General features: G+C 38.6%; 16 protein-coding genes. 2 read left to right on the top strand and 14 right to left on the bottom strand.

Annotated features, from left to right (window positions below; all coding sequences use genetic code 11):
* Nucleotides 1-7 precede the first annotated feature (7 nt).
* The 4 genes from asnS to SRA_RS03220 form a co-directional block, all read right to left on the bottom strand.
* A complete protein-coding gene (gene asnS, locus SRA_RS03230) occupies nucleotides 8-1,354 on the bottom strand; it encodes an asparagine--tRNA ligase (protein WP_003087597.1) in 1,347 nt (448 codons plus the stop codon).
* Between the two features lie 194 nt (nucleotides 1,355-1,548).
* A complete protein-coding gene (locus tag SRA_RS10150) occupies nucleotides 1,549-1,704 on the bottom strand; it encodes a hypothetical protein (protein ID WP_155960963.1) in 156 nt (51 codons plus the stop codon).
* 180 nt (nucleotides 1,705-1,884) lie between these two features.
* Nucleotides 1,885-3,066 carry a pyridoxal phosphate-dependent aminotransferase gene (locus SRA_RS03225; protein ID WP_003087594.1) on the bottom strand — a complete coding sequence of 394 codons (1,182 nt, stop codon included), beginning with the start codon at nucleotides 3,064-3,066 and terminating at the stop codon, nucleotides 1,885-1,887.
* A gap of 312 nt (nucleotides 3,067-3,378) precedes the next feature.
* Nucleotides 3,379-5,844 (bottom strand): bifunctional DnaQ family exonuclease/ATP-dependent helicase, encoded by a 2,466-nt coding sequence (locus SRA_RS03220; protein WP_037609247.1) that lies wholly within the window; start codon nucleotides 5,842-5,844, stop codon nucleotides 3,379-3,381.
* 161 nt (nucleotides 5,845-6,005) lie between these two features.
* Between SRA_RS03220 and SRA_RS03215 the strand changes: the two genes are divergently transcribed.
* On the top strand, nucleotides 6,006-6,839 hold the full coding sequence (locus SRA_RS03215) for an alpha/beta hydrolase (RefSeq protein WP_003087591.1): 834 nt from the start codon (nucleotides 6,006-6,008) through the stop codon (nucleotides 6,837-6,839).
* Between the two features lie 100 nt (nucleotides 6,840-6,939).
* On the opposite strand, the gene SRA_RS03210 is transcribed toward SRA_RS03215, so the two are convergent.
* The 10 genes from SRA_RS03210 to SRA_RS03165 all read right to left on the bottom strand — a co-directional run bounded on the left by SRA_RS03210 (nucleotide 6,940) and on the right by SRA_RS03165 (nucleotide 15,577).
* Nucleotides 6,940-7,590, bottom strand: coding sequence for an ATP-binding cassette domain-containing protein (locus SRA_RS03210; protein ID WP_003087590.1), 651 nt, complete (start codon nucleotides 7,588-7,590; stop codon nucleotides 6,940-6,942).
* Between the two features lies 1 nt (nucleotide 7,591).
* Nucleotides 7,592-8,323: a hypothetical protein gene (locus SRA_RS03205; protein ID WP_003087589.1), complete on the bottom strand. Its 732-nt coding sequence runs from the start codon at nucleotides 8,321-8,323 to the stop codon at nucleotides 7,592-7,594.
* Between the two features lie 38 nt (nucleotides 8,324-8,361).
* Nucleotides 8,362-9,072, bottom strand: coding sequence for a hypothetical protein (locus SRA_RS09915; protein ID WP_236608989.1), 711 nt, complete (start codon nucleotides 9,070-9,072; stop codon nucleotides 8,362-8,364).
* Between the two features lie 337 nt (nucleotides 9,073-9,409).
* On the bottom strand, nucleotides 9,410-10,363 hold the full coding sequence (locus tag SRA_RS03195) for a YcaO-like family protein (RefSeq protein ID WP_003087586.1): 954 nt from the start codon (nucleotides 10,361-10,363) through the stop codon (nucleotides 9,410-9,412).
* Complete coding sequence (locus SRA_RS03190) at nucleotides 10,353-11,162, bottom strand: nitroreductase family protein (protein ID WP_003087585.1); 810 nt, start codon at nucleotides 11,160-11,162, stop codon at nucleotides 10,353-10,355. The genes SRA_RS03195 and SRA_RS03190 overlap by 11 nt, the downstream gene beginning before the upstream one ends.
* Nucleotides 11,159-11,995 carry an McbB family protein gene (locus tag SRA_RS03185; RefSeq protein WP_081498708.1) on the bottom strand — a complete coding sequence of 279 codons (837 nt, stop codon included), beginning with the start codon at nucleotides 11,993-11,995 and terminating at the stop codon, nucleotides 11,159-11,161. Before SRA_RS03185 ends, SRA_RS03190 begins: the two co-directional genes overlap by 4 nt.
* Nucleotides 11,996-12,000: 5 nt before the next feature.
* On the bottom strand, nucleotides 12,001-12,213 hold the full coding sequence (locus SRA_RS03180; protein ID WP_003087583.1) for a hypothetical protein: 213 nt from the start codon (nucleotides 12,211-12,213) through the stop codon (nucleotides 12,001-12,003).
* 304 nt (nucleotides 12,214-12,517) lie between these two features.
* On the bottom strand, nucleotides 12,518-13,270 hold the full coding sequence (locus tag SRA_RS03175; RefSeq protein ID WP_003087581.1) for an esterase family protein: 753 nt from the start codon (nucleotides 13,268-13,270) through the stop codon (nucleotides 12,518-12,520).
* A 183-nt stretch (nucleotides 13,271-13,453) separates the two neighbouring features.
* Nucleotides 13,454-14,632 carry an ATP-grasp domain-containing protein gene (locus SRA_RS03170; RefSeq protein ID WP_003087579.1) on the bottom strand — a complete coding sequence of 393 codons (1,179 nt, stop codon included), beginning with the start codon at nucleotides 14,630-14,632 and terminating at the stop codon, nucleotides 13,454-13,456.
* Between the two features lie 180 nt (nucleotides 14,633-14,812).
* Nucleotides 14,813-15,577, bottom strand: coding sequence for a (S)-acetoin forming diacetyl reductase (locus SRA_RS03165; RefSeq protein ID WP_003087578.1), 765 nt, complete (start codon nucleotides 15,575-15,577; stop codon nucleotides 14,813-14,815).
* Between the two features lie 124 nt (nucleotides 15,578-15,701).
* Here SRA_RS03165 and SRA_RS03160 point away from each other — a divergent pair, with 124 nt between their 5' ends.
* Nucleotides 15,702-16,334: an MBL fold metallo-hydrolase gene (locus tag SRA_RS03160; protein WP_003087571.1), complete on the top strand. Its 633-nt coding sequence runs from the start codon at nucleotides 15,702-15,704 to the stop codon at nucleotides 16,332-16,334.
* Nucleotides 16,335-16,405: the final 71 nt, after the last annotated feature.

Genomic DNA, 16,405 nt, shown 5'->3' with positions numbered 1-16,405 from the left:
AGAATATTTACGGTTTAATTCGATGGAGCATGCGCGGAAACGGAATAGCTTCGCGAATATGCTTAGTTCCTGCTACAAAGGTCACCATACGCTCCAAACCAAGACCGAAACCACAATGCGGAACAGAACCGTATTTGCGCAGGTCAAGATAAAAGGCATAGTCATCTGGATTAAGTCCGTTTTCTCTGATTTTCTCAAGCAGACTATCATAATTCGTTTCACGCTCGGAACCGCCGATAATTTCACCATAGCCTTCCGGAGCAAGCAAATCAGCACAGAGAACACGATCTGGATTGTCAGGGACCGGTTTCATGTAAAAGGCTTTTAAGCTGGCTGGATAATTGACTACAAAAGTTGGGAGGCCAAAGTAGTTGGAAATCCATGTTTCATGGGGCGAACCAAAATCATCGCCATGCTCAACATGTTCATAATCAGCATCCTCATCTGCTTCATGCTCCTGAAGAAGGGTAATGGCATCATCATAAGAGACACGCTTAAAGGGTTCAGCAATATATTTTCTGAGTAAATCACTATCACGCTCTAAGATATCAAGAGCCTGCGGTGCCCGGTCAAGAACACCCTGAATGAGCGCTTTGACATAAGCTTCCTGCAAGTCAAGGGACTGCTCATGCGACATGAATGGGTATTCGGCGTCCATCATCCAAAATTCTGTCAGATGGCGGCGGGTTTTTGATTTTTCAGCACGGAAAACAGGGCCAAAGTCAAAGACACGGCCGAGCGCCATAGCCCCTGCTTCCAGATAGAGCTGGCCGGACTGACTGAGAAAGGCAGGCTCTCCAAAATAATCGGTTTCAAAAAGATCCGTCGTGTTTTCAGCCGCATTACCCGATAAGATTGGACTGTCAAATTTGATGAAGCCGTTTTGATCAAAAAATTCATAAGAGGCATAAATAATAGCGTTACGAATTTGCATGATGGCCATTTGCTTGCGTGAGCGCAGCCAGAGATGACGGTGATCCATCAAAAAATCAGTTCCATGTTCCTTGGGGGTAATGGGATAATTTTCCGATTCTCCAACTATTTCAAGATCAGTTATATCGAGCTCATAGCCAAATTTTGACCGTTCATCTTCTTTGACGGTACCTGTCACCAAAACAGCTGTTTCCTGATTAAGATGCTTGATGGCAGTGAACTTTTCAAGCCCTGCTTCTTCCCCAAATTTTTCGATAAAGTTTGGTTTAAAGGCCACACCTTGGAAAAAGGCAGAGCCGTCACGCAGCTGAAGAAAGGCAATTTTACCTTTGCCTGACTTGTTGGCAACCCAGCTACCTATGGTCACCTCTTCGCCAACGTGTTTAGGAACGTCAATAATAGATACTAACTCTTTAGACATGTATAGTGGTTCTCTTTTCTACTTTCTTATTTCGTTATGATTTCTTGGATGGAAATTAAGCTGATTACAGGCTCTGAAGATGTTTTGCTATAACGCTTGTTTAACTTTGGACAGTAACAAGACAGTGTTTCTCCAGAGATGTTTTCTCCCCTTGGCGCTTATAAGTCAATTTAAACTGGTGCCGGCACTTCCTCTTAAGGTAGGAAAAATTTGAGTCCCACTCGTAATTGCTCATCAGAACCGTAAAATGATGATAAATCTTCAGAAGTAATTTCATCCAAATCCAGTTTTTCAGACACATCGCTCACTTTCCAAAAATAGCCAGTCGAGCCGTTAGATACAAAAGTCAACTTAAAGGTGTCATCAGATTTTTGAATTTGATATCCCTTTGGTCAAAGGCAAGATGCGGAAAGCCCTATCTTTAACTGTTCTTAGCTCCATTTTAGTTTGGAAAAGGCACAGCTGAGGCCTATGATGATTAGAATCAGAATAGCCGGAATGAATTAGCGATGAATCTTCTAAACCATTGCTTAGCTTTCCATAAAGACCTTGAGGCGGCGGATTGCTTCTTTAAGTGTATCCATATCAGTCGCATAGCTCATGCGAACATTTTCAGGAGCGCCAAAGCCTGCTCCTGTCACCAAAGCAACGCCAGCCTCTTCCAAAATAGCAGTTGTAAAGGCCGTCACATCCCTATAGCCCTTCATTTCCATTGCTTTTTTAACATTTGGGAAGAAGTAAAAAGCTCCTTGCGGCTTCACGACATCAAAACCAGGGACTTCTGCCAGCAGCGGATAGATTGTATTGAGACGTTCTTCAAAGGCCCGACGCATTTCTTCAACGCTGTCCTGAGCTCCGGTCAAAGCTTCAATGGCCGCATACTGAGCCGCAGTGGTCAGATTAGATGTTGTCTGACTGACAATCTTAGAAATCGCTGCAGCAATTTCAGGATCTGCAACAATATAGCCGACACGCCAGCCGGTCATCGAATAGGTCTTAGAAACACCGTTTACAACAATCGTTTGCTTGCGGATCGCTTCTGACAGAGTTGAAATAGGGATAAATTTAGCACCGTTGTAGACCAAACGGCCATAAATATCATCAGCCAAAATTAGAATATCATGTTCTACAGCCCAGTTACCGATAGCTTCTAATTCTTCTTTGCTGTAAATCATCCCTGTTGGATTAGAAGGACTGTTGAACAAAAACATTTTAGTCTTATCTGTCCTTGCTGCTTCCAGTTGATCCAAGGTAACTTTAAAATGATTGTCTTCGCTGGTTTTGACAAAAACCGGAACCCCCTCATTCATCTTAATTTGATCAGCATAAGACACCCAAAAAGGTGTCGGAATAATAACTTCATCGCCCGAGTCAATAAGCGCTGCAAAGAGCGCATAAAGCATAAATTTAGCACCGGTTCCTGCAACTATCTGACTGCGCTCTACAGAATAACCGTAGAAGTTTTCAAAATACTGGATGACTGCATCTTTTAACTCAGGCAGACCCGAAGCAACCGTATAAAAAGATGCACTGCCGTCTTGGATAGACTTAATAGCTGCATCTTGAATGTGTTTAGGCGTTATAAAGTCTGGCTGTCCCACAGAGAGTTCTAAAATGTCCCGACCCTGTGCTTTTAGTTCTTTAGCACGTGCACTGGCAGCCAAAGTAATTGATTCTTCCATCTCTACAACACGCCTTGATAATTTAACCATCCTATCTCCTTTGTTCTTCTTCTCAAACACTGATTCATAGCATTACACACTAATACTTTTTATTATATCAAACATGACTCTAAATTTCCAACTGCCATTTAAATATTCTTGAAAGTCCGCACACAGCTGCAAAATAGGGTCTTCAACTTCTTTGCTTGGAAAATGTTTCATTGTTCTTTATAGAATTTGTTATTAGGCTCTGTCAAATTGAGTAAAGGAGGCCAAGACAGAAATCTTAGCCTCCTTATATAAACAGCTTAGCGCAGCAGCTGGGAATAAGAACAGCTGCCTGGATTCCCTTTTCTTGCTTCCTTAAAACATTAAAAAATGAGCAATGTCATCAAGGATGTTTTGGAACTTCTGATTGACGAGAGGAAATTGTGCAGATAAGGCATCATAAATGGTCTTGCCATATCTTTTACGCATAATGCGGCTGTCCAGTATAATAATAGCAGAAAGCTGGCGGCTCTTGCGCTTCGTACGGCCGATAGCCTGCCTCAGCCGCAAAATCGTACTGGGCAGAGCATAATCATAAAAAGGATTCTTACCTTCTTGTCTGAGCCTGCGATTTAACTTTTTAATAAAGATATTTTCGGGATTGTCAAAAGGAAGGCGCGTAATAACTTCGATCAGCCGCTCCTGCTCAACAAAATCAACCCCTTCCCAAAAACTGCCGGTTCCTAAAAGAAGGTTAGCTTCTCCTCGGTCAAAACGCCGCTTGACATTAAAAGGTGTGCCGTTTTTATCCTGGGCTAAATGAGCCAGCTGCGCTTCATCAAGACGTTCAGACACGGCAAACATGGTTTTTCTAGAATTAAAAAGGGCAAGCATGGGCTGCTCAAGCTCGGCTAGAGCCAGCAGACGTTCCGCCAGCAGACGCTCATACTCTGTGTCTGTCAGCTCAGCAATATCAGGCATACTGTCATCAATCCAAATAGCCTGCTGCTTAGAGGTATCACCCGGAACACTGTCGAAACTAAAGGTTGCAAAACCAAGAAGATTAGCCAGACTGACCTGCGGACTGATGCGAAGAGTAGCCGAAACCAAGTAGGTTTTTTTAGTCGGCGGCAAAAAGCTGGTAAAATCTGTAAAGTCCAAACGGACAGACTTGAGCAGCACAATCCGATGGTCCGGAGAAACTTCTTCTTCAAACCAAAAATCAGAAAAAGAATCTGCAAACAGCTGCTTCAAATCAGCTAATTCCGGCAGATCAATCTCTTTTAGATTCTGCCTCAGACGGCTGACATCCTCGTCCTTAAGCTGCTTTCTTCTTCGTTTATAGAAGAGAGTCAGCAGGTGGTTCAGTTCAAATTGGATGCTTTCCAGCAGCCGTTTTTCTAAAATATCCCGAGACTTTTCCAAGAGCTGACTCAATGTTTGCAGTATCTTAGTCATATTAATCTGCTGTTGGGAAAATTGTTCCAAGGTTAAAAACAGCTTTTGAGCTTCATCAATGACTAAAATCTGATTTTCTACAAAGGCTTGATCATCTTCTATTCGTGTCAGCAGATAAGCATGATTGGTGATAATTAAACGGCTGTTCTGAGCCTTCTGATAGCTTCTTTGCCAGAAGTCACAGTCATAAAAAAGCGAGTGCCTGCTGAGACGGCCGTCATGCTTAATTTCATCAAAATAAGCGGCATAACGCTGTTTCTGTCTGATTTCATCCAGATCACCGGTCCTTGTTTCCAAAAGCCAGACCAAAAGCTGCATTTTATAGCGATTGAGCAGGCGGTTGTCATCACTTCTTGCTAAACTCTCATAAAAACTGTCCAGTTTAAGGTAGTTTTTGGGACTTTTCAAGCTGTGACAGTTAATATGAAAAATGTTCCTCAAAGCTTTAGCTTCATTGGCCATAATCTGATCCTGCAGGACCTTGGTCGGAACACTGACAATAATTTGCTCTGTTTTAGCATTATTCAGCAAAGGCAGCAGGTAGCCATAGGTTTTGCCAATACCAGACTGCGCTTCGATGAAACTTGCTCTGGGATCGTCAAATCTCTTAGCAACCAGATTTGCAAAGTCAAGCTGTTTTGCCCTGTCCTCAAGGTTCAAAAGAGCGATATTAGCTGCAAAATCTTGAGATAAGCAGCGTTCATGCAGCACAGGCTCCTCTTTTCTTAAGACAAGTCCTGCTGCTTCCTGATAGTCTTCTGACAGATGAAGGGGAGCCAGCTCCAATGCTTCTTCAATTGGCAGCCTGGATTCATAGAGCAGGCTGTCAGAAAATACAAGAATTTTTTCCAGCGTTATCCTAGGCAAGGCAGCCATTTTCTTTTTCAGCTTTAAAAACAGCTCTGCGGTAGCTTTAGCGTCCGCAATGGCTGTATGGGCATCCGACAGCTCAATTCCTAAAAGTTCAGTCAGATTGCCCAGTGAATATTTTTCAAAAGTCGGATAAAAAATCTGTGCTAGTTCAACCGTATCCACACGAGGGTTCAAAAGTTCATAGCCTTCTAAAAAAAGATGCTCAGCCAAGAGATTGGCATCGAATTTAACATTATGAGCAACAAAAATACTGTCAGCAATGAGTTCATAAATATCAGCAGCTACTTCAGAAAAATCGGGAGCCTTTTGTAAGCGGCTATCAGTAATACCCGTCAAGCTGACAATGGCCTGAGAAAGCTTCTCGTGAGGGTTGACATCCGTCGCATAGGTCTGTACAATGCGATTATTCTCAATAATGACAATGCCCACTTGGATAATAGAAGCTGAGCTGCTGGCACTTGTTGCTTCCAAATCTACCACAGCATACTTTCTTGAATTACGTTCTGTCATAACATTAAAATTATACCATATTTAAAGGGAAAAAGATGGCTTATCCTTCCTTCTCAAATGCAGGAACAAGAGCTCTGCAGAATTTGTCAAAAATTCCAGCTATTTTTTCAAAATTTTCTATGTTATAATAGCCTTAATTCTATTTTGCAAGGGAGACTGCTGTGAAAAAGAAAACCAAGCTGAACAACTACTATCTTGAAATGATGGAGCATTATCTTGATGTCCCTTATTACAATGAAAAAAGGCGCGTTCGTGTGCTTCTGCCCAAGGACTATGATAAGGAAGATTGGGCTTCATATCCTGTTCTTTACATGCATGACGGCCAAAACATCTTTTACAGCAAGGAATCTTTTTCAGGCTACTCTTGGAAAATCATTCCGACCATCAAGCAGCACAAGGAATTGCCTAAGTTAATTATTGTTGGTATTGACAATGCTGGTGACAACCGCCTCAATGAATATGCTCCCTGGATGACCGATGTTGGGACGACACCTGAAACTGCCAGCGTCGGCGGTGATGGTATGGCTTATGGCGACTGGCTAGTCCATACAGTTAAGCCCTTTATTGATGACAATTACAGAACAAAACCTGACCGCCAAAACACTTTGCTGGCTGGCTCGTCTATGGGCGGCATTATCACTGCCTACATGGGAGCAGCCTATCCTGACATCTTCGGTAATTTAGGTGTCTTTTCCTTAGCTTCCTGGTTCAGCGAACGTGATTTCCTGCGCTTTTGCGATCACCATCCTCTGGATAAGAACAGCAAAGTCTTTATCCAGGTTGGCACCAAAGAAGGCGATGAGGTAGACGAAGCCTTTGCTCCAAATATGAATCAGGCCTATATTGACTGCACCCTCCACTACTATCAGTCTCTCCTAGGCACAGGACTTCCTATGGAAAATATTGATTTGCATATTATGGCTAATGAAATTCACCATGAAAAATATTGGGCAGATCACTTTATTGAATTTTTAAAATTTACCCTAACAGAATAAATAACATAAAAAACATGACAGGCTGCTAATGAATCACAGCAGTCTGTCATGTTTTTCTATGATTTTAAAAACGATTCGAAAAAATCAGCCTGAAAGATTATTATATATCAAAGGCCTGACCAAATGACTGATAATGATCTAAAAAAGCTGTCAGACTATCATTAAATCTGACCTGTCTCTCCTCAATAAAAATGATGTGTGTTTTTTCAGGAATTAAAAAATCAAATTGATGAGAGGTGAGTATCATCTGCTTTCCTTGGTTCAGTTTATCGTAAAAGAGATTTAAGATATCAGAAATAACACCCAAGTCTAAATTAGCAAAGGGTTCATCGAAAATATACAAATCTCTCTCAATCTGCAAAAATAACCAGATGGTCAGGTATCTACGCTCCCCCATAGACAAAGCACCAAAAGGTTTATCCAAATTATTTCTAATTTTTTGAGGAAGATAGTCCATTGTGACTGCACTGTCTTTGGACAGATCGCCAATCAAGGCTATCGTATCTTTTACAGTGGCTTCTGCAATAAAAGGCAGACCCTGACTGTGATAAATTATCCGGCTGCTTTCAGGAAAACCGTGAAAGTTTTTAGGCCGATTATGATCTAAATCAGAGATCAAGTCCAATAACAATGTCTTTCCAACACCATTTCTGCCGATAATAAGATTTAATTTCTTAGTTTCAAACGACATGCTGGCATTATCCAATAAGAGTTCCTGGTTTATTTTTAAATCAAAATTTTCTATATGCATGTTAATTCCTATCTTTTATTGAAAATACTGATGACTTTTTCAGACAATAAGTGCCTACAATAAACCACACGACTACCGGCACGCATAGCGGAGTTACAGTCGTAAGCTTACCACCTACCACTAAGCCAATCTCATTAACCAGAGAAAAGAGGTTGACAAAATGAAACGCTCCTTTCAGAATGGCATTTTCAGGGACGTATTCCAATGACAGTAAAGAAATCAGCAGATAAGACATTAAGACAGCCTGTAAGGTTATTGCATTTACCGAGAATTTTAAAAAGACAGCAAAAGCAAAAAAGCAAACAGCTACTCCCAAAACAGTTAAAGTATTAAAAAATAAAAATAATTTTAAATCAATACTTCTATTGATACATTCAAAAATCAGGAGCAGAATATTGACCTGTACGATTGCTAAAAAAAAGTTAACTAGCAAATTGACAGTAAAAACATAAAATTTTGAACCCGTTAGGCTAGAAAAAACTTTGAGGTAGTTATTTTCTCTTAGAGAAACGATATTTCCTGCCCAGCCAAATAACATAGCTATAACAATAATATAAGAAATATAGGGGGTTAACAAAACAAGTTTCTCTTGAGCATGTAAGGCCGTTTCTCTTTTGTCCAAAGCAACAAACAAATTGACAGCCGGCAAAAGCAAAGTATAGACCAAAAAGAATTTATTGGACAGAGTTATATTTAGCTGAAATCTAAACAGTGCCAATAATTTTTTTAACATGACCGATGGTTACCTCCAAGTTATATTAATACTGAAAATTATGGAAAAGGCAGATACTTTTTCTCATTTGGAAAAGACTGATTTTTATCTTTGTAATAAGAAATTTTATAATTTTTGGGGTCTATTTTTGTATTATCAATTGAAGGAAAGCCTTCAGTAGAATAGACTCTGACCAACTTACAATAATTCATTGCTGAGGCTGTTTCTTGCAATTGAAGACTTATGGGAATATTGAGATGATTAGAAGCTATTAAGAAATCGTCTATTGAAAAAGTTCTATCTCTCAGTATCCAATTATCAAGACTCTCAGCTGCTTTTAAATAGTTATAGGTTTCCAGCAATAACTTTAAAGAGACGTGCTTTTCAAAATAATCCGTATATGCATTGTGGGTATACTCCTGCCCCGAAATAAAGTCTGTAAAAGAAATCTTTTCCTTTTCAACATTTGGAAATAAATGATTCCCAAATCCAGAAGCTTCCTTGAACGCCTTTAAAAATGCTTCATATTGATTTTTGTGACAGCCTAAGCCCATAGAAAAATGTTTATTCGTCCAATAAATAAAAATAACAACTGAGATATTAGGAACAATACTAATATCATTAACATAATAGTTTCCTTTATTTATTAACTTAAAATCACTACTTTCTTTAACAAGATGACTAAGGGTTATACCAGCAGACTGTGTCACAAAACTATAAACAAAACTCTGCCGTTCAATAAACTCATAAAAAGCATGCTCTATCGCCATTGCAGAGTGACTCCCCGCGGCCACTCCAGAAGTATCCTTATTAAGGTTACCTATTAACAATTGAAAGTTAGGAGCCTGTTCAAAAGAAAATCTATTATTAAAAAAAGTAACTACCCCAGACTGCTTTAAAACATTAATCCAGCTAAACAGTTCTCTTCTTTCAAAATTTTCACCAAAAGCTTTCCTGACAGCATCAACTTTTTGACTAGACTTGCCAACTCCTTGACTTCCTAAAATGTTCGTGCTCCATTTTGCTAGATATTCTTTTTTAAATAATAGTTTATTTGTATATAATTGATGATGAGTTCCAGATAAAATATGTTTCATTTTTTCTCCATTACAAATTTGGTATATTGGGAACTGAAATAAGCTCCTCTTTATTAATAAATCTCAAAATTCCCTTGTTCTTTGCTGCCAATACAACAGCTTTATAAGGAAGTGAAGCAAATAAATCTGGTGAGTAGAGTCTAACAACTTTGAACAGAGTATTATATTCATTAGGTAACAGTGAGACATAGATATGACGAACCCAATGAGGAACAAATTCATTAAGCCAATAATCTTCTTCCCTTTTATTTATCTTCTTGAACGAATACTCATTAGCGTCTTCAAGCAAACTGTTGAAATAGGATTTTTGCTTTTCATCAGTAAGCTGATAAGTTAATCTATTTCTCCCATGGAAAAGAAATTCAGTATGTGCGTTTTCATATAATAATAACAAGGCTTCTTCAAAGGCCTTTTGGCTAGCTATCTCAAAGTCTACCGAACTTCCCATGCCGAAACAACTTCTACCATCTAAATCTACCAATATCAAAGTATGATACATAGGAAAAAAATCAGTATTTACTAACAAATCAAATCCTTTAAACTTTCTCCTATATAAGCGTCGTGAGTACCACATCAAAGCCAAGGCGTTTTTCTGGAATAACTCCTGTAAAGAGTTATATACTGCCAAATTACCATCTATATGTACAGCTGTTCCAGTTGTGTCTTTATAAGAGTTTGGGTTATTACTTAAGGAAAACTGTTCTTTTTTTATTTCGCATAAGGAGTTTGTTACTATATCATAAGCTTTAACACTTTCCTTATTATTATACCAAAAGATAGATGATCTGCGATCTAAAGATTCAGAGAAAGATTTCAGCATAGATAAATCAGCCTTTTTATCAATAGCATTTCCGCCTGAGGGACCAACATTGTTTTGATACGAAATCCTCCCAGGTTTTATTGATGAAAGATAATAATCCAGAAATAGAGGTTTCCGTGAAAGGTGACAAAAGTTATTCTTCATACTTTTTCCCTATCCATTGAACCATTGATATTAAGTTAGTACTTAAGGATAAGTTCAAATGTTTGGCTAAAAGATTATGTCTAAAACCTGAAATAGAAAGATCACCAGCAGAAGGTATTAAAGATAGAGCCTCTCTTAAACATTGTGCCATCATGCCTGTTTCTATAAATAAATGTTTGTAACCTAGATAATGATATTTTGAAACGACCTTCTCTAAATCCCCCACATAAACAATCAATTGAGGAGACATGGATAATTCATCAGTTCCTAAAGCAAATTCAATAGATCTACCCATAACTTGTTTATCAAGACTTCCTAATTTCAATAATTTATTTTGGATACTATCAAAATAGTAGTAACCTCTGGCTAATCTGCTGTCATATTCATTATCCTGAAGCTGTATAAAAATAGGATAAACAGGATACAAGCCTCCTGCAGAAGGAAACTTCCTATGCAAATTGCTTTTATCAATCCCAAAAGAGTGATTCAGAACATAGCTTATTTCTTGGAGATTTAAATTAGCATTGAATTGACGTAGAGAACCTTTGTTATCAATAACAACATTATCAAGTGCAATAGCATCCTCGTATATTTCAATCTTAGGTATTTTCTTTTCAATTTCAATGAGATAAGATTCTAAAAGAGGATTCAAATACCTTTTTTGATTATGTTGTGGACTAATAAAGACTGACTTCTGGTGAAATTTATTAATATCACGCATTAAAGCAATATCTTTTTCATTTTGATATTGCTTACCGATTGAATTGTCATAATAGTATTTATTGATATCATCTGTCATTCTAGAAGCTCCCAAAATATGGCTGAATCTTTGGATATTTTTCGATTTGATAAATTAATCTCAACTGTTTCCAATAAACTGGACTGACTCAGTACTTCTTTATCATCAATAGAAAATAATTCATAGATTCTGACCATTACTGTATTGATTAGAAAAATTTGTTCCATATCATTGAGATTTCTCTCATTGCTAAAGTAAGGCTCTTTTTCAAGAATAGCCTCCACAAGTGAATTGTAGGATAAATGCTCCTCTGTATCAGGTAAGGTTGTTTTTATGATACCAATGTGATCAAAGTGTGTCGGAACAACCCAATCAGAATGATAAAGGTTATCAATATAATAATTAAATCCATAATAAAAAACACTTAATAGATAAATATTTTGCTTATTATTAATAGTATTATACAGTTGTTTAACGTATTTGGTATGATAAGAATTCAACATTAATATGACAAGAGAGTTCTCAGCCAAACTTTCAAATTTTACTTCTTCTAATTTTTTAATTTCTATAAGAATATTATCAAAAGTACTGGGGATAAATTGCTCATTTAAGCTCCCATTATACAAAAAATAAATTTTTTGAACCGAGAAATTTAAATCAATATCTTCTGTCAAAATAGCCTGAGATTTTAAAAAATGAAGAGCGGATTCATACTTTTCTTCAAACACAGCAAGTATATCTTGCTCCGTAATAAAATGTGAGTCTTCAATTGATTTTAAAAAGTTAATCATCCGTTGACTTTTTAAAATAGATATCGAAGCATTTGTCTGTACTACTGTCTCATGTTGATTAATATCATATAGTAAAAACGATTTTATTCTAAACTTATCCATACTACTTAATTCAAGGAACCTGTTCCACCTTTTGCACAGCAGCAACACAGAATGTTAATATCACGCACATTGGTAAACTCATGAAGTCTGTGTCCGTTGTCCTTTATGACAGTAACCCCCCAACTATCATCTTCGCCCTCCCAATCATGAACGATTTTTTTCATACTCTTAGTTTGTGTATCAATAATTTCGTTTTCTTTAATTGAATAATTAGACATAATATAATCTCCTTAATATTTTTTTAAATTTTCAAATTATAATGTGTTTATACAAACAGCATTAGTTATAAAATGATGATTTCCAATTATAAAAAATTCTTGTAGTCTCCTTTCCCTATTTTGGTTTATTAATCAAGCAAAACTTGATTACAACCTTCTTTATAATATTCATTTTTAAAAAAAACAAATTGATTTGTATTGCTCTTAATTAGAAATAAACAGCAAAAATATTTGCTTTAAAACGAATAAAAAAGATACTTCTATTATAATTTGAATTAAAACACAAGTCAAGAGCTATTTTTTATCAAATCCGCCCTTCTTCTTCCAATTTTCCTAAGAAATACGGCATCTGCACGCGCCACCAATTCCAATCATGGGCAACATCGTGTCCCCAGAAATCAAACCAGGCTGGGATTGACTTAGCTTCAAATGCTTCCTGCAGACGAATCGTGTCAATCACATGCGGCTCTTCCCAAGCCCCCTGACCGACAGCCACGATAAAACGATTGCGGCGGTATTGGTCTAAGAACCAGGGGTCATTTTGATTCCAGAGATAATCAATAGGAGAATTGTAATACACAGCTAGATCTCCAGCAAAATCACCGGTGAAAAAGCGTGCATCATAAACACCGGACAAGGCGATAGCAGCATCAAACAAATCCGGATGGCGCAGGGCAAAGTTCACAGTGTGAAAAGCCCCCATCGAACAGCCGGTAGCTATCATGCCGCCATCCCAATTGGATTCATAGCGAATCAGCGGCACCAATTCATGGATAATATAGCGGTCATAGGCCTCATGGGCAAGCGCCATATCATGGCCTGACTTCCCTTGAGCCAGCCAGGACTCTTTATCCAACGAATCGGGTGTGTAAAATTTGACCAGACCGCGGTTGATAAAATCCTGGCAGGCCTCGATCATGCCAAAATCACCGTATTCATTCTGACTGCCGCCTGACGATGGAAAAACAATGACAGGCTTTCCGGCATGGCCGTAAACATTAAAGTACATTTCACGGCCGAGTTCTCCCGACCATTGGCTTCTTCTCTCAAAATGCATATATAAGATCTTGCGAGCAGCTAAACACATGTTTTGTGCCTGCTCTCTTCCTTTCTAAAATACCAAATATGACTTACCGAACCATAGAAATTGAAAAACAGATGCCAGTGCCAGCGCACAAAGAATATCTTTATCTTTCTAAGTTCTATGTAAATTATTTTTCAGCTCTGCTGAGCAGCACACTCATTGTTTTGCCTGAGCAAATTGGACGATCTCACGCAGCTCATCCATGGTTTCAGTCCGAGCCAAAATCCCAACTTCCCCCATAATTTTTGCAAATATGCCGGGAACAGATTCGATATCAATGATATGGTGCCCGTATTTGGCTTCAATGTCTGCTATGCTATGAGCATAATTCTTATTGGCCTTACGCGAAATATAAACGACATTATAGCGATGCTGTACATCTGCTGTAAATTGGTTGTCTTTAACCACCCTAGCATATTGATCAAAAATATCAAAATCATCTGCATAATTCCACATGTCAATGGTCAAGCCTCCTGGCGGACGGCAGTTCACTTCCAGCGCCATCAGGTCTTTGGTCTTTTTAATGCGGAAAAATTCAAAATGGAAGAAACGTTCTTTGACATTAAAAGCCTGCACACACTTCTTGCCTAGTTCAATAAGTTCAGGTGCAATATCCCGCGGTACATAATAAAACATATCGCTGTCTTTTTCCACCGTATCAAGAACGGCTTCCGAATACTCTAAGCTGGAATAAAAAACAATATTGCCTTCATGGTCAGTCAGGCCATCAAAGGTCACAATATCCCCATCAATGAATTCTTCCATGATGTATTCCACTTGGGGATTGCAATAGCCAAAAAAGTCTTCCAATTCTTGCTCAGATTTAATCTTATAGGTGTCAGAAGCTCCAACACCGGAATTTGGTTTGATAATGACCGGAAATCCAAGTTCTTCAGTCAGAGCTCTGGCATCGTCAGCACTGGTAAAGACGCGTCCGCGAGCAACCTTGAGCCCTGTTTTACGGAAGATTTCCTTCATCTGTGACTTGGTCTTGATGGAGAGCATATCTTCATTTTTATAGCCAAAAACGTTGAAATCCGTCCGCAAATGTGCATCCAATTCCAGCCAGTATTCATTATGGGACTCGATACGATCAATTCTTCCATACTTATGGGCAAAATAAGCCACTGCGCGGTAAACTTGATCGTAGTCTTCCATATTATCCACACGGTAGTATTCTGTCAAATGATCGCGCAGTCCCTGACTCAGTTCTTCATAGGGACTGTCAGCAATTCCTAAAGTATTGATGCCATTTTCATACAAACGATGGGCAAAGGTTTCAAAATTAGCCGGAAAATGGGGGGAAATCATGATAAAATTCATTTTTCTATCCATAAGTGTTTCTTCTTTCTAGTTTTTACTTTTTTAGTCTAGCATAATTTTTCAGAGAATTCTAGAAAAATGACAAAATTTTCTGATTATTTACCGACATTTATTTTTCCAGCAAAAAAAGCTGAAGAAAATAAGGCATAGCTTCTTTCTCCAACTTGGGCTTCAGTATTTGAGCCTTTAATTTTAATGAAACTGCATGCCGCCGTCAACAAGCAGGGTCTGACCAGTAACATAATCCGAATCAGGTCCTGCCAAAAATGCAACAACATTAGCTACATCCTCTGGCTCCGATAAACGCTGCAAAGTGATATCTTTGGCAAACTGCTGCATGCCCCATTCATCATCTTTGCCAGCATTTTTGCCCACTCTGTGAGCAATGTCATACATCATCGGTGTTTTGACAATTCCGGGTGCAAAGGCATTGACAGTAATGCCATCCTTAGCCAAATCACGCGCTGTTACCTGTGTGATGCCGCGCACAGCAAATTTAGTCCCTGAATAAAGCGTTAATTCCGGATTGCCGACCACGCCTGCCTGAGAAGTTGCATTAATAATTTTTCCGCCATGCCCCAACGCTTTAAAATGTTTTTGAGCTGCCTGAATTCCCCAGATAACACCGCCGACATTGACACCGTAGACCTGCTTAAACTGCTCCTCAGTAATTGTTTCAACCGGAGTAGTCGGACCAAGGCCGGCATTATTAACAACAACTGTCAAATCTCCAAATTTTTCAACAACCCTATCAAAGGCTGCAAAAACATCTTCGCGTTTAGACACATCTACTGTTACAGCAAAAGCATCAGTTTCTGAAAGACCAGCAGCCGCATCTTGAGCTGCCTGAGTATTATAATCAAGAATAGCCACTTTAAAACCATCCTTGTAAAGACGTTTGGCAATAGCAAGACCGATTCCTTGTCCTGCACCAGTAACAATAGCAACTTTTGTCATAAATAACCTCCATTTTTCTTATGCTAGCAGTATAAACAGGACACTGCAGAAAGTCAATGGAAAATATTCTTCAGTTTCTTTCTTTTTAATTTCAAAAGAAAGACATTTTTGTTAAACTAAAAGTATGAAAATTTTGAAGACATTAAATGACGCTGCACTTGAAAACACTTATTATCTGGTTAATGACCAAGCTGTTCTTGTCATTGACCCAGGAAGCAACACCGATGAAATTCTTAAGCAAATAAAGAGCATCAATAAGCCTCTTGCTGCTGTTTTATTGACGCACGCTCATTACGATCACATTATGAGCCTTGATGCGGTACGCCAGCAGTTCAATCACCCGCCTGTTTACATTTCTGAAAAAGAAGCTTCATGGCTGGGCAGTCCCCGAGATAACTTATCGGGCTTGGATCGGCACAGTGATATGGAAGATATTATTGCAGCTCCTGCTGATTTTTACTTTGATTATGAAAAAATTTATCAGCTGTCTGGCTTTACTTTTAAAGTGGTCCCAACGCCGGGTCATTCTTGGGGAAGTGTTTCCTTTATCTTTGATGACGATCAGGCTGTTTTTTCAGGCGATGCTCTTTTTCGAGAAACGATTGGCCGCACTGATCTGCCAACCGGCAATTTTGATGAACTTATTAAAGGTATCCGAGAAAATCTCTTCACTCTGCCCAATCACTTTCAGGTCTTCCCCGGACACGGACCTGAAACCCATATTGGGCATGAAAAAAATTTCAATCCTTTCTTTTAGCTGATGTACTCCGCATGAGGCCTGTTATAATTAGTTAAAGCACCAATGAACTTGCTGTTCTTTTATTATCA

Origin of the sequence: Streptococcus ratti FA-1 = DSM 20564, assembly GCF_000286075.1 — a bacterium.
In the GTDB taxonomy this organism is placed as follows: Bacteria; Bacillota; Bacilli; order Lactobacillales; family Streptococcaceae; genus Streptococcus; species Streptococcus ratti.
This window is presented reverse-complemented; position numbering and strand designations above follow the sequence as displayed.

Excerpts from the sequence above, each read along its gene's own strand:
- SRA_RS03180 (WP_003087583.1), bottom strand. The coding sequence starts at position 12,213 with ATGTCTAATTATTCAATTAAAGAAAACGAAATTATTGATACACAAACT.
- SRA_RS03210 (WP_003087590.1), bottom strand. The coding sequence starts at position 7,590 with ATGCATATAGAAAATTTTGATTTAAAAATAAACCAGGAACTCTTATTG.
- SRA_RS03195 (WP_003087586.1), bottom strand. The coding sequence starts at position 10,363 with ATGAAGAATAACTTTTGTCACCTTTCACGGAAACCTCTATTTCTGGAT.
- SRA_RS03175 (WP_003087581.1), bottom strand. The coding sequence starts at position 13,270 with ATGCATTTTGAGAGAAGAAGCCAATGGTCGGGAGAACTCGGCCGTGAA.
- SRA_RS03225 (WP_003087594.1), bottom strand. The coding sequence starts at position 3,066 with ATGGTTAAATTATCAAGGCGTGTTGTAGAGATGGAAGAATCAATTACT.
- SRA_RS03160 (WP_003087571.1), top strand. The coding sequence starts at position 15,702 with ATGAAAATTTTGAAGACATTAAATGACGCTGCACTTGAAAACACTTAT.
- SRA_RS03220 (WP_037609247.1), bottom strand. The coding sequence starts at position 5,844 with ATGACAGAACGTAATTCAAGAAAGTATGCTGTGGTAGATTTGGAAGCA.
- SRA_RS03190 (WP_003087585.1), bottom strand. The coding sequence starts at position 11,162 with ATGACAGATGATATCAATAAATACTATTATGACAATTCAATCGGTAAG.
- asnS (WP_003087597.1), bottom strand. The coding sequence starts at position 1,354 with ATGTCTAAAGAGTTAGTATCTATTATTGACGTTCCTAAACACGTTGGC.
- SRA_RS03185 (WP_081498708.1), bottom strand. The coding sequence starts at position 11,995 with ATGGATAAGTTTAGAATAAAATCGTTTTTACTATATGATATTAATCAA.
- SRA_RS03170 (WP_003087579.1), bottom strand. The coding sequence starts at position 14,632 with ATGGATAGAAAAATGAATTTTATCATGATTTCCCCCCATTTTCCGGCT.
- SRA_RS03205 (WP_003087589.1), bottom strand. The coding sequence starts at position 8,323 with ATGTTAAAAAAATTATTGGCACTGTTTAGATTTCAGCTAAATATAACT.
- SRA_RS03165 (WP_003087578.1), bottom strand. The coding sequence starts at position 15,577 with ATGACAAAAGTTGCTATTGTTACTGGTGCAGGACAAGGAATCGGTCTT.
- SRA_RS09915 (WP_236608989.1), bottom strand. The coding sequence starts at position 9,072 with ATGGCGATAGAGCATGCTTTTTATGAGTTTATTGAACGGCAGAGTTTT.